This is a genomic window from Lysinibacillus sp. OF-1, from assembly GCF_028356935.1.
GTDB lineage: Bacteria > Bacillota > Bacilli > Bacillales_A > Planococcaceae > Lysinibacillus > Lysinibacillus fusiformis_D.
In genome coordinates, this window is sequence record NZ_CP102798.1 from 550,786 (window position 1) to 570,671 (window position 19,886).

Genomic DNA, 19,886 nt, shown 5'->3' on the forward strand with positions numbered 1-19,886 from the left:
CCCATGATGCTCATACTTCGCGTACCATAAAAAAAGAAAAGCTTTCTGTTCCCACGGACACGTCTCCGGGGAAGAGAAAGCTTTTCTTATTTATTCGTCTATTAGTTACTTTGTCGAGAGCCTTCATAACATAGAACGAGAGCTGTTCAAAAAGGTTTCCGCATTATTGTTTATTTTTATCATCACCTTTAAAAAGTGAGAATGGCAGCATGTTCCAAAATTCTCCCCATGTATCACTGTCGAGAATATCGAAGTTTGTACATTTTTCAGTTGGTACATCCTTAGCTTCTACATAAACAAGACGTTGTTTTGGACAAGCATCAGTAGCGAGTTTACCTGTTTCGATATCAATGACAACGCCCTCTACACCTTTAGGTTTTTTGAAATCCTCATTTTTCGTTCCTTTGTTGACGCTCTCCATAAAGTCAATCCAAATTTGCTTAGTGGCAGCAGTATCTTCCTTCGTTGTAAGGTTTTTACCCTGATCATAGCCGTTCCACACACCAGCAGTTAGACTTGGTGTAAAACCAATTAGCCATTGGTCACTATTGGTAGAACCTGATTTAGCCGCATAGGTGTGTGTCATGCGGGAACGAATACTAATGCCTGTAGCAGGAGAATAATCACTGAAAACCGGGTCAAAAATACCTGTCATCATCTCAGTTAAAATGTATGCATTTTCTTTTGAAATAGCCGTTTCCGCCTTGCTTGAAACATCTTTATTTTCATAAATAACGTCTCCATGAGCATTTTTTATGGACACAATGGTTGTTGGAATGGTTTGCTGTCCCTGAGATGCTAAAATATTATAAGCATTCGTCATCTCATATAATGTCGTTTCAATTGTACCGAGTGCGATAGATAAATTATCTTTAGCACCAATCCCTACACTAAAACGGTTTGCCATATCATGAAATTCCTTGAAGCCAATGTCCTCTAATGTTTTTACGGCGTAAATATTGTCTGAGATCGCAATCGCTTGAGCCATCGTCATATCATGATCTGCAAACTGACCATTGACATTTTTAGGTGCATAAGTGCCACGCCCATTATCATAGGTAAAGGTTGTCTCACCAACATCTAAAAATGTAAGCGGTGTGTAACCATTTTCTAGTGCCGCTGCATATAAAATCGGCTTGATAGTAGAGCCTGGTTGACGTTTAGCCTGTGTGACACGGTTAAATGAACTTACTGAATAGTCACGACCTCCAACTAATGCAGTGACAGCACCTGATTTCGATTCCATACTAACGAATGCTGTTTGAAGATCATTGGCAGGCATGTTTTTTACTACTGCTTCTTCAGCGGCTTTCTGGTGTTCCAGATTAAGCGTTGTTTGAATTGTCCAGCCACCTTCGCTAATATCGAGATTTTTTGACTTTAAAATTTCGCTAGCCTCTTGCCATGCCACATCAAGGAAATAAGGGGCGACAGATTTTGTGGCAACCCAGCTATCATTTTTTAAGACAAGCTGTTCATTTTCAGCTCGTGTTTTTTCTTCTTGTGTAATGGCACCTTGATCCGCCATTAGTTTTAAAATTACGTTTTGGCGATTCGTAGCCTTTTCTAAATTGGCAATAGGTGAATAGATACTTGGTCCCTTTGGTACGCCTGTTAGCATTGCAGCTTCCGCAAGTGTTAAATCAGCGGCAGATTTACCGAAGTAAAATCTACTTGCTGCTTCTACTCCATACATGCCGTGTCCATAGTATACCGTATTTAAATAGCCCTCTAATATTTCGTCCTTGTCATAAAAAACTTCTAATCTATAAGCATACAGGGCTTCATTTAATTTACGTGTCCAAGATTTTTCATGGGAAAGATAAAGATTACGTGCATATTGTTGCGTAATGGTACTAGCCCCTTGGACTTTTCCGCCCGCCTTAATATCCACTAAAATGGCACCAGCAATACGTGAATAATCAAAACCACCATGTTTATAAAAATCTTTATCCTCAACAGCAACTACTGCTTCTTTTAAATAAGGTGACATCTCATCAAGACCAACCCAATAACGTCGTTGATTTGTAAAGTGATCTCCAATTTGGTTCTCATTTTCATCTAAGAAGATGGAAGCTTTCGGTACGGTTAAAGGCGGTGCACCAGCCACTTGAACATAGATGCGTAGAGCGACAAATGCTACGACAATTGCAGATGCAAAGGCGACAAAAAGAGTAAGGGATTTCCGTGTGCGCTTTACACGCTTTTGCTTTCGATGATAGCTTTTTCGTTTCATCCGACTTCACCTCGTTTTCTTACAACTTCTAATTTTAGCTTTAGTATGTGTTTGAACACTCATCTTTAATCGAAATTCTAACTAAAAACTATTGCACTTTATTCAAAAACATCTATACTTTTTTTGTACTACTTGAAATGCGAGCATTCGACAGAAAAATCACACCTTGTAGATTTTAATCGAAATTTGCTAGATGTTCCAATAATGTATACGAGGACGAAAGGATACAGGTTTCATTACAATCCTGTAAGCCATAATAGAAGAAGTTGAAGAGATTTGATAATCAATACAATTTGTTAATGATACGGAGGGCAAGCAATGAGATTTGATGAAGCTTATTCAGGAAATGTTTTTATAAAAAGTCATCCTACCTATGAGGATGCACAAGCCGTTATTTATGGCATGCCAATGGACTGGACAGTAAGTTACCGTCCAGGATCACGTTTCGGTCCACAGCGTATCCGTGAGGTATCGATCGGTCTTGAAGAGTATAGCCCATATCTAGATCGCGAGCTTGAGGAAGTAAAGTACTTTGATGCTGGTGATATTCCACTACCTTTCGGGAATGCACAGCGCTCATTAGATGAAATCGAAAAATTTATTGAAACATTATTAGCGGATGGCAAGATTCCTGTCGGTATGGGTGGGGAGCATTTAGTGTCTTGGCCAGTTATGAAGGCTGTCTCTGCTAAATATGATGATCTTGCCATCATTCATTTTGATGCACATACCGATTTACGTGTGGAATATGAGGGAGAACCACTTTCTCACTCAACACCAATTCGTAAGATTGCGGAACATATTGGACCGAAAAATGTTTATTCTTTCGGCATTCGTTCAGGCATGAAAGAAGAATTTGAATGGGCAAAGGAAAACGGCATGCACATTTCAAAATTTGAAGTGCTTGAGCCGTTAAAAGAGGTTTTACCAACATTAGCTGGGCGCAATGTGTATGTAACGATTGATATTGACGTTTTAGATCCAGCACACGCTCCAGGCACTGGTACAGTAGATTGTGGAGGTATTACATCAAAAGAATTACTAGCTTCCATCCACGCGATAGCAGCTAGTGGTGTAAATGTTGTAGGCTTTGATCTAGTAGAAGTCGCACCTATCTATGATTCATCAGAAATGACGGCAAACACAGCTTCTAAATTATTACGAGAAATGATTTTAGGCTGGGTAAAATAAGTAAGGCATTGAAAACAGATTGATTGAATGGGGTTAGCTATAGGCTTGCCCCATTTTGTATTTTCTATTGAAATGAAGAATAGCTATACGTCATAAATTTGAAACTTATTTTACGTAGTTGCGTAGATAAGTTAAGTAATAGTTTCTATTTTATAGAAGAGAGAAAAATTGATGAAACAACTGTCATCTATTGGTCAGTAGAATGTATGGTTCTTTAATTTAATTAGTGATAGGAAGGAGGAGTATTATGATTTGGTCACTTCTCATCAATGATTTATTCATTATTGTCAGTACAATGGAATACTTTTGGCTATTAGCTTCTTTGGTTTTAACTGTGCTAAGTGTTCATTTGCATCTGTATCTGGTCAATAAAATAACGGTTCAAGAAGTAAAGGACGAAGCGTTTGAAGTTGACTATAATATCACGAATACTTGGACTCCACCTATGCTAACGTGGTTTGTTCTATGTATTAGGACGTCGGAAAACAGTGAGGAAGAAAGTGTATCTCCTAGTTTCATGTAAACTTTTAAACTAGGAGGAATATCATTGTTAACCTTTTTAGCACAACCGATTATTTACTTCATTCATTTCATCCATTCATTTACAGGTAGCTATGCAGTGAGTGTCATTGGCATTACGATTGCAGTAAGATTAATTCTAATGCCGCTATTTATTCAATCTGCAAAACATCAAAAGCGCTCGAAAGAACTAATGTCAGCCATTAAGCCTGAACTAGATGCGCTTACCACTAAATATAAGAACAGTCAAAATGAATCTGAAAAAATAATAGTACAACAAAAAATGCAAGCATTAACGTCAGATTCATTGAAAAGTTCTTTATTAGGCTGTTTACCTATTATTGTTCAATTGCCTGTATTATTTTCACTGTATTACGCGATTAAGTTAGATACCATCATCGCAAGTGAAAATTTCCTATGGATGAATTTAGGTACGATAGATATTGGCATTTCGATTATTGCTTGTTTGATTTATTTGATGCAAAGTGTTTTCTCCTTAGAGAAAAGCCAACCATTTAATATGAAGATTATGGTGTTCATTAATCCAATCATGATCCTCATTTTTAGTTTGTTCAATCCAGCGATTATCCCTATCTATTGGACAGTTAGTGCTATATTATTAATAGTTCAACAATTAATCATTAAAAAATGGTATAGATAAAATGGTATAGATAAAATGAAACTTCTCTCTTTCGATTATGTAAAGAGAGGAGCTTTTATTTATTCTCCATCTATATTTGTGAGATGCTTTACATGACTTCTATCTTGAAAAAACAGGAGTATTCATCCTATAATAAAAAGGTTATAGTAAAAGACTAAAAGGGAGCGTCCATTATGGCGAACGAAATAAGATCGCAAGTGAACATTAAGCTCATTTCTACAATTCGTCCAAGTGATGGAGAGTCCGAAAGTTATGAAATGTGGCTCAAAGGGCAGCTACTTGAAAAAGCAGGAAGCTTATATTTGAAATATGATGAGGTGCAGGAGGATAAAACTATCCGCACAACAATGAAATTAGGACATGAGAAGGCGCTGATTATGCGTGCTGGCTCGGTCAATATGCGCTTACCACTTAACATAATTGAGCAACAAAAAGGGCATTATGAAAGTGAGTTTGGTTCCATGCCACTCATTATTGACACGAAAAAAATGACCTTTACGAAACAGGCATTAAGCGGAGATTTCCATGTACAGTACGATTTACTAATGGGTGGGCAATCCGTTGGCAACTATACATTAGATATTACATTTACGGAGGTACAATGATGAACGCAGTAGAACAAGTACAACAGGCTATAAAAGCAGCAATAGCTCAGGCTGTTGAAAAAGCAGGCTTAGTTGAGGCTGGTACAGAATTATCGATTCACTTGGAATCACCAAAGGATAAAGCGAATGGGGACTATGCAACAAACATTGCAATGCAATTAACGAAATTAGCTAAAAAACCACCTCGTGCTATTGCGGAAGCTATTTTAGAAAATCTTGATACAGCAGGTACAGATATTGAAAAGATCGACATTGCTGGTCCTGGCTTCATGAATATCACAGTACGTAAAGATTTCCTAACTGGGGTAATTACACAGGCTCTTGAACAAGGTACTGACTACGGCCGTTCAAATGCTGGTGCTGGGGAAAAGATTCAAGTGGAGTTTGTTTCAGCAAACCCTACAGGGGACCTTCATCTAGGACATGCACGTGGAGCTTCTGTTGGGGATTCATTATGTAATGTATTAGATATGGCTGGTTACAGCGTCTCTCGTGAATATTATATTAATGATGCGGGCAATCAAATTAATAACCTAGCTTACTCATTAGAAGCACGCTATAAACAAGCACTAGGTATGGAAGCGGAGATGCCAGAAGACGGCTATCATGGGCAAGATATTATTGATATTGCGGGTAAATTAGCGGAGGAGCATGGTGAAGCTATTTTAGCAAAATCAGAGGATGAACGTTTTGCATTCTTCCGTCAACACGGTTTAGCCTTAGAATTAGATAAATTAAAAACAGACTTAGCAAACTTCCGCGTGAACTTTAATGTCTGGTATTCTGAAACGTCTCTATATGAAAACGGTAAAATCGAAGTAGCGTTAGATAAATTAAAAGCAAATGGTCATGTCTTTGAAGAAGATGGTGCTACTTGGTTCCGCTCTACAACATTTGGTGATGATAAAGACCGTGTGTTAATTAAAAATGATGGTTCGTTCACATACTTAACGCCAGATATTGCTTACCACGAAGACAAAATTGTCCGTGGTTTCGATAAATTAATCAATATTTGGGGAGCTGACCACCACGGTTATATTCCACGTATGAAAGCAGCTATTCAGGCCCTTGGCTATGATCGTGATACATTAGAAGTAGAAGTTATTCAAATGGTTCAGCTTTATAAAAACGGTGAAAAATTCAAAATGTCTAAACGGACAGGGAACGCGGTAACAATGCGTGAGCTTGTAGAAGAGGTTGGCCTTGATGCAGTACGATACTTCTTCGTGAAAACTGCAGGCGATTCTCATATGGACTTTGACCTTGATCTTGCTGTATCACAATCTAATGAAAACCCAGTGTACTATGCACAATATGCACATGCTCGTATTTCATCTATTTTACGCTCAGCAAATGAGCAAGGATTTGCTGCAGCAACAGATCATCTTAATCTGTTAACAGCAGAAAAAGAAATTGATTTACTGAAAAAGATTGGCGATTTCCCGAGAGTGGTAGCAGAAGCGGCGAAACACCGTACACCACACCGAATCGCTAACTATATTCAAGAGACAGCAGCAACATTCCATAGCTTCTACAATGCAGAAAAAGTATTGGATGCTTCCAACAAGGAGTTAACAGAGGCTCGTTTAGCATTAATTACAGCTGTACGCACAACAATTGCTAATGCACTACGTTTAATCGGCGTATCTGCACCAGAAAAAATGTAATACTTTTTAAGCCCCTAACATGATGAATGTTAGGGGTTTTTTAGTGGCTAGAAGGCCAAAAATGGGCGATAACATTCTAAAAGTGGTTGATAAAACAGTAAATGTGAAAGATAAAAAGGCACAAGGAACGGATAGCACTAAAAATTAGCTGTTTCAAACTTAATTTTTCTGTTAATTTCGAAAATTTTGTTGAAGTTTACGTCAACGTCAATGATATACTGTTGACAATAAGGAAAGGGGAGATGGTTTTGAAGACGATTCAGGAGGTAGCAAAGGAATTCAATGTATCTACTCGTACAATTCGTTATTATGAAGAACTTGGTCTTCTTCGTCCCGATCGCTCATCTACCAATCAACGAACCTTTTCAAAAAAAGAATTGGCGAAGCTCAAGCTTATTTTCAGAGGCAAGCGTTACGGGTTCTCACTAGAGGAAATCAAAGAGATGGTTTTACTTTTTGATTTTGATCGCTCAGGTATTCAGCAATTAGAGCGGACAGTAGAGTATGGAGAACAAAAAATTCAAGAGATTGAGAGTAAAATTGCTGAGCTGACGCAAATGAAACAGGAATTACAGCAAATGCAAGGCATGTTTAGTGAAAAATTAGCTACTTTAAAGGGAGAGATGCATGATGAATAGTTCCAGTTTGTTAGCACGAAATGCCCGTAAGTATCCAAAAAATGAAGCCATTATTTGTCATGGCAGAAGAGTGACCTATCGTGATTTAGATGAACAAGTAACACGTTTTAGTCATGCTTTGCTAGAGCAAGGAGTAAGTCAGGATGATAAGGTTTTAATCTTTATGCCGAACGTTTTAGAGTTTGTTGTAAGCTATTTTGCTATTCAGCGTATCGGGGCAATCGTTGTTCCAGTCAATGCGAAATTTACATTGCAGGAAGTAGAGTATGTGGCACAGCATGCCGAAGCGAAGGCGATTGTTGTTCATGAGGCGATTTTTGCCGCAGTGGAACAGCTAGCTGCTGTACCATTAAAAATTAAAACCGGCCAAGAAAAAGCAGGTTGGCAGCATTACGAAACAATGCTTCAAAATGCGAGCACACAAACAATTGATTGCCAGCTACAAGAAGATGACCCTTCGACTATTTTGTATACATCTGGTACGACAGGAAAACCAAAGGGTGTGTTATTTAGCTACCGTAATATTTTAACAGTGGCACAAATGATTGCTGTTGAAATGGAAGTGAAACCTGAAAGCCGTATATTGCTCATGATGCCATTAACTCATTCAGCACCATTGCATTTATTTTTAATGGCGGGCGTATTTGTAGGGTCAACAAGCGTATTAACACCAACCTTTACACCAGACCTTTTTATCGATGCCATTGAGCAGGAAAAAACGACGCATTTCTTTGGAGCGCCTGTTGCTTATTTATTAACGGCTCAGATGCCGAAGCTACAAACGGCTGATTTGTCTTCCATGAAGTGGTGGGTATATGGTGGAGCACCATTATCTCAAAATGAGGTTCGCTTCATTCAACAGGCATTCCGAACAACTAATTTAACCTGTGTTTATGGATTAACAGAGGCGGGTCCGAGTGGCTCACTGTTATTTGGCAAGGAGCATGAAACGAAGGCTGGGAGTATTGGCCAACGGGCGCCACTTGGCACAGAGCTTCGTATTGTCAATGACAATGGAGAAGATGTAAATGTGGGCGAAGTAGGAGAAATTGTCTTATTTGGTGAGGGTAATATGCTTGGCTACTTCAAGGATGAAATAGCAACCAAGGCTGCTTACATTGATGGGTGGTTAAAAACAGGAGATCTGGCTCGGATGGATGAGGACGGCTTTATTTGGATTGTGGATCGCAAAAAAGATGTCATTATTTCAGGTGGTGTCAATATTTATCCGAAGGAAATTGAAGATTGCCTATTAAGCTTTGAAGGGATATTTGAAGTTGCTGTCATTGGTATACCACATCCGCAATGGGGGGAAACCGTGAAGGCTGTATATGCTACGAAACAAGACATAGATGAGGATGCATTGAAAGCTTATTTAGAGGAACGGCTTGCGAAGTATAAACTACCACGTATTTTCGAAAAAGTGGAAGCGCTACCACGCAATGCTTCAGGCAAAATTTTAAAACAATCCTTGAAAGGACAAGAGGTGAGATAGCATGAAGGTTTTACAGCAGGAAGAAATGCGTGCAACAAACTTTTTTACAGAGGAAGAAACGCTTCAAAAAGTGTTAGAAATGATGTTAGATAAAGAGTTTTTATCTTATGCACACAGAGAACTGACAGATTTCGGTGAGTTATGTGCAGGTGATATTGACGTAAGGGCAAAACATACTGATCGGCAGGGAGAGCCCCGCCTTGAACGGTATAATGCTTATGGAGAAGAGGTATCAGAGGTTTGGGTGAATGACGGTTACAAAAAAACAATTGAAGAGACATATAATACGGGAATTGTTGGCTACGTGCACAAAGAAATTCCACAGTTAGGTCACAAAGGGAATTATGTCTATAGCTTTGCACAAGGTTATTTACTATCTCATGCAGAGCCCGGTTTTTATTGTCCCGTGACTTTGACGATGGCTACGGCTTATCTATTAGATCATTATGCTGATGAGGATGTAAAGCAGCGTTTCTTGCCACATGTTTGTGCAACAGGAGAGACGGAGCTATACGAAGGGGCAACATTTTTAACAGAACGTCAAGGAGGGTCAGACGTTGGGGCAAATGTTGTGGAGGCCAGAAAAGTAGGCAATGAGTACCGTCTCTATGGAGAAAAATACTTCGCATCCAATGTAGGTATGTGTGGCGTAGCAATGGTGTTGGCACGTTTAGAAGGCGCACAAGCAGGCTCTAAAGGGTTAACGTTATTTGCAGTTCCATGGAATAATGAAGATGGTACGGCCAATCATCTTCGTATTCGTCGATTGAAAGATAAATTAGGCGTTCGAGCAGTCCCATCGGGCGAGGTAGAGTTTGATGGTGCCCTTGCTTATATTGTAGGGGAACAAAATAAAGGGATTTATTACATGCTAGAAGCACTAAATCTTTCGAGAATTTGTAATGCAGTCGCATCGATTGGTATTATGCGTCGAGGCTTTTTAGAGGCAAAGCATTATGTGACCAATCGATATGCATTTGGCAAGCCCTTAACACAATACCCAATGATCCAGGATACATTAGGGAAGTTTGCTGCTAAGCTGCATGTGGAAGTAGCGACAGTATTTGATCTTATTCAATTATACGATAAAGTGACAAGTGGGCAGGGAACACAACAAGATCTCATTATGAATCGTTTATATATTGCCATTATGAAAAAGGAAACGGCAGAGCAAGCCGTTCATTATGCTAGTGAAGCGATTGAATTACATGGTGGTAATGGCTATATTGAAGACTTTGTGACACCACGCTTACTAAGGGATGCACAAGTATTGACGGTATGGGAGGGAACGGCAAATATTTTGGCTTTAGAACTTATTCGTTTAGTGGATAAATTCCATGCACATGAACTGTTTGTCCGTGAAATGGAGACAAGGCTAGAGAAGCTAGCGGATAGTCCACTAGTGCAAATTGTGGAAGAGCAGTTGGTAAATCTTGCGGCTACATTACAAATTTTTAGCGCTTTAGATGAAGCAACTAAAACTTTTGAAGCAAAAGATATAGCGAAAAAGATGGCCCATCTTTATGAAAGTGTTGTAGCGGTGGAATGGGCACTAAAATTTGGCGGGAAGTACGAAAAGCTAGCGGATATCTATTTAGAGCAAACGTGGTCATTGCGACAAATAGGTGCACAAATGAAAACCGTACAATATTTTTCTGAAATTGTATAATTGCCAAGGAGTCGTCTGGAATGGAGGCGACTTCTTTTATTTTCATGTATAATGAAATCAACTGAATATTATAAAGGTTCTTTACTTAAGTAAAGTGAAAAGGGAAGTCGGTGTAATTCCGATGCGGTCCCGCCACTGTAAGTGTGAGTTTTTTCAAATAATGCCACTGAAGATTTCGGGAAGGCTTGAAAAACGCAATAAGCACGAGCCAGGAGACCTGCCTTTATAGTATAGACATGACAGCCTACGAGGATAGGGTGGTGGATTTTGTATCAGTTTTTTGGTGCGATTTTGACCCCTCATCATTCGAAGATGAGGGGTCTTATTTTGATGGAGAAAATATTTCTAACCAATTGACGCACGGATCAACAAAGGAGGATTCACATGAAGAAATTTTGGAAAATAGGATTATCAGCATTTTTAGCAGTAGGTTTGTTAGCAGCATGCGGGCAAGAAGCCAAAAATGACAAGCCAGTAGCTACGGAGCAGCAAACACAGCAAGAGACTCCACAGGTGGATGAAGCAACATTCCCAATGACCATAACAGATGCCATTGGCAAGGATGTTACACTTGAAGCACCGCCTGAAAAAATTGTTTCTCTTATTCCAAGTAACACAGAGATATTATTTGAACTTGGTTTAAATGATGAAATAGTTGGGGTGACAGACAATGATGATTATCCACCAGAAGTCGCTGAAAAGGATAAAGTTGGGGGCATGGAGTACAATATTGAAAAAATTATTGCCTTAAAGCCAGATATCGTGTTTTCGCATGAATCTAGCATGTCCCTTTCAGAAGCGGCGATTGAACAGCTTGAGTCAGCAGGTTTGAAAGTGTTTGTCGTAAAAAATGCACAAGACTTTAATGAAACTTACACAACGATTGAGCTACTTGGTCGTGCAACAGGGAAATTACCAGAGGCTGAAAAAATCATTGCTAATATGAAGGAAAAAGTGGAAGATGTCCTGACAAAAGTAAAGGATGTCGAACCCAAAAAAGTGCTAGTCGAAGCATCGGATGAACCTACTATTTATACGGCGGGTAATGGCACATTTATGAATGCTATGCTGGAGATGATTCATGCAGAAAACGTAGCGGCAGATGCGAAGGATTGGTATGAAATTAGTTCAGAACAAATTATTGCGAAAAACCCAGATGTCATCGTTGTGACATATCATTATGTACCAGATATTTTAACAAAAATACCACAACGTGCTGGTTTCGATACTGTTAATGCCGTGAAAAATAAGGCAATCGTTCAAGTAGATGAAAGCACAACAAGTCGTCAAGGTCCCCGTTTAGGAGAAGGTCTTGAAGAATTAGCAAAAGCTATTTATCCAGAGGTATTTAAGTGAAAAAAATAGCACTAGCCTATGTACTAACATGTACGCTTCTTGTCATTAGTATCTGGTGTGGCGTAGCAATAGGCTCAGTTCATATTCCGTTAGAAGTTTTATGGAATCAAGCAGTTGATGAAACGGCTGCTAATATCTTTTGGAAAATCCGTCTGCCACGCGTGTTGTTAGCGGGACTAGTGGGAGCTTCTTTGGCCATTGCTGGAGCAGCTTTCCAAGGGTTGTTAAAAAATCCATTGGCAGATCCATATACATTAGGCGTTTCATCAGGGGCATCTGTTGGTGCTGTTATTACGATTTTTTTTAGTATATCTATACCGGTCGTAGGCTTGTATGCCCTACCCACTTTTAGTATGATAGGCGCAATCATCACGATGGTAGTGGTCATGAGCTTTGCTAGAATGGTAGACCGTTCATTGAAGATGGAAACGTTAATTTTAACAGGTGTTATTTTTAGCTCATTTCTAGGTTCTCTCATTTCATTAATGATCGCTTTATCTGGAGAAGAGCTACGCCAAGTAATTGGCTGGTTACTAGGTTCTGTGTCAATGCGTGGATGGCCATATGTCCAAATGATCACGCCATTTGTTATTGTTGGTTCCATTATGCTTTGGACGCAAAGACGAGAGCTAAATGTTTTGTTATATGGTGAAGAGCGCGCGAAGCATTTAGGTGTCAATGTGAAACGTAGTAAGTATTTGATTTTAGCGGGTGGCTCCATGTTAACAGGAGCTGCTGTAGCGGTTTCTGGCACAATTGGCTTTGTAGGATTAGTTGTACCGCATATGACAAGGATGATTTGGGGTTCTGACCACCGCCATTTATTGCCATTATCGTTTTTCAATGGCGCAACTTTACTCATTGTTTGCGATTTAGTAGCACGAACAATTATTGTGCCAAGAGAGCTACCTATTGGTGTTATTACGGCGTTTATTGGTGCACCTGTTTTCTCCTATATTTTTTATAAGCAACGAAGAAGTAAGGGGGTACGGGCATGATTATTGTCGAACATCTATCAGGTGGTTATGAAGATGTACCAATCGTCAAGGACATTAGTTTTACTGTGGAAAAAGGGAAAATTCTTGGTATTCTGGGACCGAATGGTAGTGGGAAATCCACATTATTAAAGGTAATGAGTGGGATATTACCAGCTACTGCTGGAACAATCACAATTGATGGACAAAATATCCTTTCTTATAATGCCCGTGCTTTGGCGCAAAAGATGGCTGTACTACCACAGCTTCATGCAAATGCTTTCTCAAACAGTGTAAGGGAGGCCATTTCACTAGGGCGCTACCCCCATCAAACAGGTTTTTTCTCAAGTTGGTCTGAACAGGATGAACAGGCTGTTCAGCATGCCATGCTGCAAACAGGTGTGAAACGCTATGAGCACACCCCGTTAGAATTTTTATCGGGTGGTGAACAACAAAGAGTATTTGTTGCCCAGGCATTAGCGCAAACAGCAGAAATTCTACTGCTGGATGAGCCAACCAATCATCTAGACATTGCACATCAACGGCAAATCTTAGATATGGTCAGGAAGGAAGCTGTGGAGTGTGGTTTAACGGTCGTTATGGTACTACATGATATGAATTTAGCCTCTCTCTATTGTGATGAATTATTGCTTATGGAGGGTGGGCAAATGAGAGCACTTGGAGTACCGCATGAAGTATTAATAGCCTCCCAAATTGAAGAAGTTTATCAAGCACGAGTGGCTACATATGCCCATCCCGAAATACCAAAACCTCAAATTACAATGATGCCCGCAACAACTGATTACCAGCAGCGAGCTGTCATCAAAAAAGAACATTTCATGATAACGGAACACTATATTCAACTTCAATCAGAGATTCCGTTAAAAACAGTGTCCTCTGCTGTTCATAACCCAGGTATTGGCTGGCATAATTGCTTGTTAAACCGCTCTGTACCTGGTGATTATGTGATAAGTGATGTAAAAAGAGAAGTTAGTGATTTTTTGCAAAGAGAGAATTTTTCCCCAACAAGTACTGTTGTGATGCTGACAGCAGTGCCAACAGCTCTTGTTGCCATCAATGAATTTTCAGCGCCTTTTGGCAGTATGATAGTAGCTGTAACAGCTGGTGTGGGCAATGCGGTTGATGTATCACGTGTACACGAAAGACAGGATGATCCATATATTGGTACTATCAATACATGGATCATAATCAATGGCTGTTTATCGGAGGAGGCATTTTTCCAGGCACTGATGACAGCTACAGAGGCGAAAACAAAAGCTTTGCAATCAGAAGATATTCGTGACGAGCGTAGTGGAACTATTGCTACAGGAACTGCTACAGATAGTCTGTTAATTGCAGCAACTCAAAAAGGGGAAGAAATGCTGTATGGTGGCCCGATTACGGAAGTTGGTAAAATGATTGCCAAGGGTGTTTATGAAACAACAGTTCAGGCCATCAGAAATTATAAAAATCAGTTTTAGGAGATGAGAGAAATGAAGCTTTACACGAAAACAGGCGATACGGGGAAAACAAGTCTAATTGGCGGACGCGTTGATAAAGATAGCTTACGTGTTGAAACATACGGGGCGATTGATGAATTAAACTCTTTTATCGGGAAGGCAGTAAGTGAATTAGATCAAGCACTTTTTAAGGATATTTTAACAGATCTTGAAACAATTCAGCATGAACTATTCGATGCTGGTGGTGACCTTGCCAATGTGATGAAAGAACGCCACTATAAATTAACAGAGCAACCGATTGAAGTGCTGGAAGCTCGTATAGATGCTTTATCAGATGAGGCACCACCATTACAACGTTTTATTTTACCAGGTGGCGCACCAGCAGCTGCAACTTTACACATTGCTCGTACAGTTGCACGACGAGCAGAGCGTGAAATGGTGACACTTATGAAAGAAGTGGAGGACGTGCCGAAAGTTGTACAAAAATATTTAAATCGATTATCAGATTATTTATTTGCAGCCGCACGTGTTGTAAATGCTCGATTAAACGTAGCAGATATTGAATACATTCGCAGTGGCAATGTCTTCAAAAAATAAACTTGTTATGTGAATGTCGCAGCTTTTATTAATTAAATTTTAAAAAGGAAAAGTAAAAAAATGCTACTTTGAATAAATTTCAGGGTGGCTTTTTTTCTTGTAAAGTGTAAGAATATAAAATTATCAGAAATATTTCCGTTTTATGTTGACTGAATGCTCACTCATTTATTAGAATAGGAATATATTGATATAGTGACGCACATTTCCGTATGAACTAGCAAATTTGCCGCAAAGAGAGAAAATTACGACAAACTAAAGGGGGGACCAACCATGAGTCCATTATTAATTGCTAACATAGTCTTAACAGTCGTGGTTGTGCTTTATGCAGTAGGATTGTTCTTCTATCTGTTGAAAACACGCTATAAGTATGTGCAATTGGGGAAAAAGGTTGAGTTTGATGAAAGTGTTAAAGAGCGACTACGCTATATTATGGTCAATGTATTTGGTCAAAACAAGCTATTAAAGGATCCAAAGAGTGGATTAATTCACGTGATGTTTTTCTATGGATTTTTGATGGTTCAGTTAGGGGCCATTGATTTAATTTGGAAAGGACTAGCACCAGGATCACATCTGCCATTAGGTATTTTCTATGGTGTCTTTACGTTCTTCCAAGAGCTTGTAGTTTTAATGATTTTAGTTGCGGTAGTGTGGGCATTTTACCGCCGCTATGTAGAAAAGCTAGTGCGTCTAAAAAGAGGATGGAAAAACGGTCTTGTATTAATTTTCATTGGTGGCTTAATGGTCTCAACATTAATCGCTAATGGTATGGGATTAATCTGGCATGGTGAGGGGTTAACTTATACGGAGCCTGTTGCTTCAAGCATTGCTGCTATATTTGGCTTCCTACCTGCATCAGTAGCTGCTGGAGTGTTTTATGTTATGTGGTGGGCACATCTTTTAATTCTATTAACATTCCTTGTGTATGTACCACAATCTAAGCATTTCCATTTAATTGTTAGCCCACTGAATGTTTACATGAATCGTTTAGATCGTGTGGGTACATTAACGCCTATCGATTTTGAGGCATTAGAAGAAGCAGGAGAAAATGCTGAAAGTGAAGAGGATATGCCTTCAATTGGAGTTGGACGCATACAAGACTTCACACAAAAGCAAATGCTCGATCTGTATTCTTGTGTGGAATGTGGACGTTGTACCAATATGTGTCCTGCAACTGGAACAGGAAAAATGCTGTCTCCAATGGATTTAATCGTAAAATTGCGTGATCATTTAACATTTACTGGCGCTGTTGTAACAAAGCAAAAGCCTTGGGTACCTTATCAATTCTTTGCCAATACCAAGGGTAATCAGCTTGCGATGGCTGCTGGTGCTGAAGGCGCAGTAATTGAAGATATTTACAGCCCATCTTTAATTGGCGATGTGATTACAGAAGAAGAAATTTGGGCTTGTACGACTTGTCGAAACTGTGAGGATCAATGTCCAGTAATGAATGAGCATGTTGATAAAATCATCGACCTACGTCGCTATCTAACAATGACGGAAGGAAAAGTTAATCCTGATGCACAACGTGCCATGACAAATATCGAACGACAAGGGAATCCTTGGGGCTTAAACCGTAAAGAAAAAGAGAATTGGCGTGATCTTGATCCAACAATCCATATTCCAACAGTAAAAGAGTTAAAAAAATCTGGCGAAGAAATGGAATATCTATTCTGGGTTGGTTCGATGGGGGCATTCGATAATCGCTCTCAAAAAATTGCTTTAGCTTTCTGTCGTCTATTAAACGAAGCTGGTGTGAAGTTTGCGATCTTAGGAAATAAAGAGAAAAACTCTGGGGACACACCTCGTCGTTTAGGAAATGAATTTTTATTCCAAGAATTAGCTACAGCAAATATTGATGAGTTTGAGAAAAATGATGTGAAGAAAATAGTGACAATCGACCCTCATGCTTACAATATCTTTAAAAATGAATACCAAGACTTTGGCTGGAATGGCGAAGTGTATCATCATACTGAAATACTAAATCAGTTGATTGAGGAAAATCGTCTGGCACTCAATTATGAAGTTCATGAAACAATTGTTTTCCACGATTCCTGTTACTTAGGCCGTTATAATGATGTTTATGATGCGCCAAGAGAAATTCTACGCGGTATCCCGGGTGTGAAGCTTGTGGAAATGGAACGAAATCGCGAAACTGCTATGTGCTGTGGTGCAGGTGGTGGCTTAATGTGGATGGAAGAGCATGTTGGTAATCGCATTAATGTAGCTCGTACAGAGCAAGCTCTTGCTACTAATGCATCCGTTATTTCATCTGGCTGTCCTTATTGCTTAACAATGCTGGAGGATGGTACAAAGGCAAAAGAAGTGGAAGACTCTATTGGCACATTCGATGTAGCAGAATTACTAGAGCGTTCAGTGTTCGGTGAAAAAGTGAAGGCTGTTGATCCTTCATCTGAGGAAGCTGAAGAAGAAACATTAGAGGAAGTGGTAGCATCCGTAGAAAATGTTCAACAGGACGAGAATACGGAAGCGAACGCAGAAAAATGATCGCTATTGTAGAAATATTTTAGTTATCTGAAAAATATAAATTGCACAATAAAAAATTGTTTTGTAGAATAAGATTAAATGGAAATGGGAGTTGCAACTAACAAGCTCCCATTTTTCATCGATAGAAGTCGAGCGAGCGTTCAGTCAATGAAATGCTATACTACTTCATCGAGTACGTAAAACAAAAGGGGTGTTTTACTTGAATAGAGCTGTCATTTTAGCAGGAGCAAGAACTGCATTTGGTAAATTTGGAGGTTCATTATCAACATTACATGCAAGTGATCTAGGGGCAATTGCAATAAAAGGTGCGCTAGAGAAAGCAAATATTGCATCTGACGAAGTAGATGAGGTTATTTTGGGCTCTGTTTTACAAGGGGGACAGGGGCAAATACCTTCGAGGCAAGCTGCGATAAAAGCCAATTTACCAACAGCGGTAAAAACAGAAACAATCAATAAAGTTTGTGCATCAGGGATGCGTGCAGTGACATTAGCAGATCAATTGATTCGATTAGGGGACGAAGAAGTGATTATTGCTGGTGGAATGGAGTCTATGTCCAATGCTCCGTACTATCTGTTAAATGGTCGAAATGGCTTGCGTATGGGAGATTCCACAATGGTGGATGGCATGCTTTATGACGGTTTAACATGTGCTTTCGATAAAGCGAGACCGCATATGGGGAGCTATGGTAATGCAACAGCTAAGGAATTCTCGCTCAGTCGTGAGGAACAGGATGCTTGGTCTGTTCGCAGTCATGAGCGCGCACTAGCGGCAATTGAACAAGGTTACTTTGCTGAAGAAATCGTACCAGTGGAGATTCCACAACGTAAAGGACAACCACTGGTCGTCGATACAGATGAAGCACCAAGAGCAGGTACAACGTTGGAGGTACTAGCAAAACTGAAACCAGCCTTTGACAAGGATGGCACGATTACAGCAGGTAATGCACCTGGCGTTAACGATGGTGCATGTGCCCTCGTGGTTATGAGTGAGGAACGTGCCACACGTGAAGGAAGAGAGCCATTAGCAATAATTTTAGGTCATGAAGAGCTTGCCATTGAGCCAGAAAACTTCCCACAAACACCAGGTCTTGTTATTAATAAATTGCTGAAAAAAACCAATAAATCATTAGCAGATATTAATTTGATCGAAATCAATGAGGCCTTTGCAGCAGTCGCTTTGGTCAGCAAGCAGTTAGCTGATTTAGATGCTGAAAAGGTGAATGTTAATGGCGGTGCGGTTGCTTTAGGTCATCCTATTGGAGCATCTGGTGCACGTATTATTTTAACGCTTGCACAAGAATTGAAGCGTCGTGGTGGAGGCATCGGTATTGCTGCAATTTGTTCAGGTGGGGGTCAAGGTGATGCGATTATGATTGAAGTACCAAAAACAGGGGGACTGAACTAATGGGAATTCAAAAGGTAATGGTCATTGGTGCAGGGCAAATGGGCTCTGGTATTGCACAAGTTTGTGCACAAGCAGGCTATGATGTGAAATTGAATGATATCAAACAAGAGTTCTTCGAGCGTGGAATAGGAGTTATTACGAAAAATTTATCACGTGATGTAGAAAAGGGCCGTAAAACGGAGGATGACAAAGCGGCTGTTTTAGGTCGAATTAGTATGTCACTAGATTTACAGGATGCTAGTGATGTAGATATTATCATCGAGGCAGCTGTAGAGAATATGGACATTAAGCAATCCATCTTTAAGCAACTTGATGGCATTGCACCAGCACATGCCATTTTAGCTACGAATACATCTTCGTTGCCTATTACTGAAATTGCAGCGGTAACAAATCGACCAGAGCAAGTAATTGGTATGCATTTTATGAACCCAGTGCCAGTAATGAAGCTTGTTGAAATCATTAGAGGTTTAGCAACTACGGATGAAGTATACAAAGCTGTTGAAGCGATGACAGTCAAGTTAGCGAAAACACCAGTAGAAGTGAATGACTTCCCAGGATTTATTTCAAACCGTATTTTGCTACCAATGATTAATGAAGCAATTTATGCGCTTTATGAAGGTGTAGCTACGAAGGAAGCAATTGACGATGTGATGAAGCTAGGTATGAACCATCCGATGGGACCATTAACATTAGCAGACTTCATTGGCTTAGATACTTGCCTTTACATCATGGAAATTTTACATGAGGGTCTAGGAGATAGTAAATATCGCCCTTGTCCACTGCTTCGTAAATACGTTGCAGCTGGCTGGCTAGGAAAGAAATCAGGAAGAGGCTTTTACGTTTACGAATAATCCTATGGGGATGGGGTTATGTAGATGTTGCGGACAACTTAGAGGGGTGACATTATA

General features: G+C 39.7%; 16 protein-coding genes and 1 riboswitch. Of the genes, 15 read left to right on the forward strand and 1 reads right to left on the reverse strand.

Annotation, left to right across the window (positions count from 1 at the left end):
- Positions 1 to 163 precede the first annotated feature (163 nt).
- Complete coding sequence (locus NV349_RS02615; RefSeq protein WP_271912331.1) at positions 164 to 2,236, reverse strand: transglycosylase domain-containing protein; 2,073 nt, start codon at positions 2,234 to 2,236, stop codon at positions 164 to 166.
- A gap of 318 nt (positions 2,237 to 2,554) precedes the next feature.
- Between NV349_RS02615 and speB the strand changes: the two genes are divergently transcribed.
- The 15 genes from speB (at position 2,555) to NV349_RS02690 (ending at position 19,829) form a co-directional block, all read left to right on the forward strand.
- A complete protein-coding gene (gene speB, locus NV349_RS02620; protein WP_036121512.1) occupies positions 2,555 to 3,427 on the forward strand; it encodes an agmatinase in 873 nt (290 codons plus the stop codon).
- Positions 3,428 to 3,674: 247 nt separating this feature from the next.
- Positions 3,675 to 3,950 carry a hypothetical protein gene (locus NV349_RS02625; RefSeq protein WP_271912332.1) on the forward strand — a complete coding sequence of 92 codons (276 nt, stop codon included), beginning with the start codon at positions 3,675 to 3,677 and terminating at the stop codon, positions 3,948 to 3,950.
- A gap of 24 nt (positions 3,951 to 3,974) precedes the next feature.
- Positions 3,975 to 4,607 (forward strand): YidC/Oxa1 family membrane protein insertase, encoded by a 633-nt coding sequence (locus NV349_RS02630; protein ID WP_271912334.1) that lies wholly within the window; start codon positions 3,975 to 3,977, stop codon positions 4,605 to 4,607.
- A 173-nt stretch (positions 4,608 to 4,780) separates the two neighbouring features.
- Positions 4,781 to 5,212 (forward strand): YwiB family protein, encoded by a 432-nt coding sequence (locus NV349_RS02635; RefSeq protein ID WP_036121502.1) that lies wholly within the window; start codon positions 4,781 to 4,783, stop codon positions 5,210 to 5,212.
- Positions 5,212 to 6,879, forward strand: coding sequence for an arginine--tRNA ligase (argS, locus tag NV349_RS02640; protein ID WP_271913519.1), 1,668 nt, complete (start codon positions 5,212 to 5,214; stop codon positions 6,877 to 6,879). The genes NV349_RS02635 and argS overlap by 1 nt, the downstream gene beginning before the upstream one ends.
- Positions 6,880 to 7,127: 248 nt before the next feature.
- A complete protein-coding gene (locus tag NV349_RS02645) occupies positions 7,128 to 7,517 on the forward strand; it encodes a MerR family transcriptional regulator (RefSeq protein WP_036121497.1) in 390 nt (129 codons plus the stop codon).
- On the forward strand, positions 7,510 to 9,012 hold the full coding sequence (locus tag NV349_RS02650; protein WP_271913521.1) for a class I adenylate-forming enzyme family protein: 1,503 nt from the start codon (positions 7,510 to 7,512) through the stop codon (positions 9,010 to 9,012). Before NV349_RS02645 ends, NV349_RS02650 begins: the two co-directional genes overlap by 8 nt.
- 1 nt (position 9,013) lies before the next feature.
- On the forward strand, positions 9,014 to 10,681 hold the full coding sequence (locus NV349_RS02655) for an acyl-CoA dehydrogenase family protein (protein WP_271912335.1): 1,668 nt from the start codon (positions 9,014 to 9,016) through the stop codon (positions 10,679 to 10,681).
- Positions 10,682 to 10,738: 57 nt separating this feature from the next.
- Positions 10,739 to 10,920, forward strand: a riboswitch (cobalamin riboswitch).
- Positions 10,921 to 11,065: 145 nt separating this feature from the next.
- Positions 11,066 to 12,037: an ABC transporter substrate-binding protein gene (locus NV349_RS02660; protein ID WP_271912336.1), complete on the forward strand. Its 972-nt coding sequence runs from the start codon at positions 11,066 to 11,068 to the stop codon at positions 12,035 to 12,037.
- A complete protein-coding gene (locus NV349_RS02665; protein ID WP_058844294.1) occupies positions 12,034 to 13,035 on the forward strand; it encodes a FecCD family ABC transporter permease in 1,002 nt (333 codons plus the stop codon). Before NV349_RS02660 ends, NV349_RS02665 begins: the two co-directional genes overlap by 4 nt.
- Positions 13,032 to 14,492, forward strand: coding sequence for an adenosylcobinamide amidohydrolase (locus NV349_RS02670; protein ID WP_036121471.1), 1,461 nt, complete (start codon positions 13,032 to 13,034; stop codon positions 14,490 to 14,492). The genes NV349_RS02665 and NV349_RS02670 overlap by 4 nt, the downstream gene beginning before the upstream one ends.
- Before the next feature lie 12 nt (positions 14,493 to 14,504).
- Entirely contained in the window at positions 14,505 to 15,068 is a 564-nt protein-coding gene (locus tag NV349_RS02675; protein ID WP_036121468.1) for a cob(I)yrinic acid a,c-diamide adenosyltransferase, read from the forward strand.
- 270 nt (positions 15,069 to 15,338) lie between these two features.
- Entirely contained in the window at positions 15,339 to 17,573 is a 2,235-nt protein-coding gene (locus NV349_RS02680; protein WP_271912337.1) for a heterodisulfide reductase-related iron-sulfur binding cluster, read from the forward strand.
- Between the two features lie 199 nt (positions 17,574 to 17,772).
- The gene (locus NV349_RS02685; RefSeq protein WP_271912338.1) at positions 17,773 to 18,978 is read left to right on the forward strand and encodes an acetyl-CoA C-acetyltransferase; all 1,206 of its coding nucleotides are present in this window, start codon (positions 17,773 to 17,775) and stop codon (positions 18,976 to 18,978) included.
- Positions 18,978 to 19,829: a 3-hydroxybutyryl-CoA dehydrogenase gene (locus tag NV349_RS02690; protein ID WP_036121460.1), complete on the forward strand. Its 852-nt coding sequence runs from the start codon at positions 18,978 to 18,980 to the stop codon at positions 19,827 to 19,829. The genes NV349_RS02685 and NV349_RS02690 overlap by 1 nt, the downstream gene beginning before the upstream one ends.
- Positions 19,830 to 19,886: the final 57 nt, after the last annotated feature.

Coding starts and splice junctions, on each gene's coding strand:
- NV349_RS02625 (WP_271912332.1), top strand. CDS start 3,675: ATGATTTGGTCACTTCTCATCAATGATTTATTCATTATTGTCAGTACA.
- NV349_RS02655 (WP_271912335.1), top strand. CDS start 9,014: ATGAAGGTTTTACAGCAGGAAGAAATGCGTGCAACAAACTTTTTTACA.
- NV349_RS02680 (WP_271912337.1), top strand. CDS start 15,339: ATGAGTCCATTATTAATTGCTAACATAGTCTTAACAGTCGTGGTTGTG.
- NV349_RS02635 (WP_036121502.1), top strand. CDS start 4,781: ATGGCGAACGAAATAAGATCGCAAGTGAACATTAAGCTCATTTCTACA.
- NV349_RS02670 (WP_036121471.1), top strand. CDS start 13,032: ATGATTATTGTCGAACATCTATCAGGTGGTTATGAAGATGTACCAATC.
- NV349_RS02675 (WP_036121468.1), top strand. CDS start 14,505: ATGAAGCTTTACACGAAAACAGGCGATACGGGGAAAACAAGTCTAATT.
- NV349_RS02615 (WP_271912331.1), bottom strand. CDS start 2,236: ATGAAACGAAAAAGCTATCATCGAAAGCAAAAGCGTGTAAAGCGCACA.
- NV349_RS02690 (WP_036121460.1), top strand. CDS start 18,978: ATGGGAATTCAAAAGGTAATGGTCATTGGTGCAGGGCAAATGGGCTCT.
- argS (WP_271913519.1), top strand. CDS start 5,212: ATGAACGCAGTAGAACAAGTACAACAGGCTATAAAAGCAGCAATAGCT.
- speB (WP_036121512.1), top strand. CDS start 2,555: ATGAGATTTGATGAAGCTTATTCAGGAAATGTTTTTATAAAAAGTCAT.
- NV349_RS02660 (WP_271912336.1), top strand. CDS start 11,066: ATGAAGAAATTTTGGAAAATAGGATTATCAGCATTTTTAGCAGTAGGT.
- NV349_RS02650 (WP_271913521.1), top strand. CDS start 7,510: ATGAATAGTTCCAGTTTGTTAGCACGAAATGCCCGTAAGTATCCAAAA.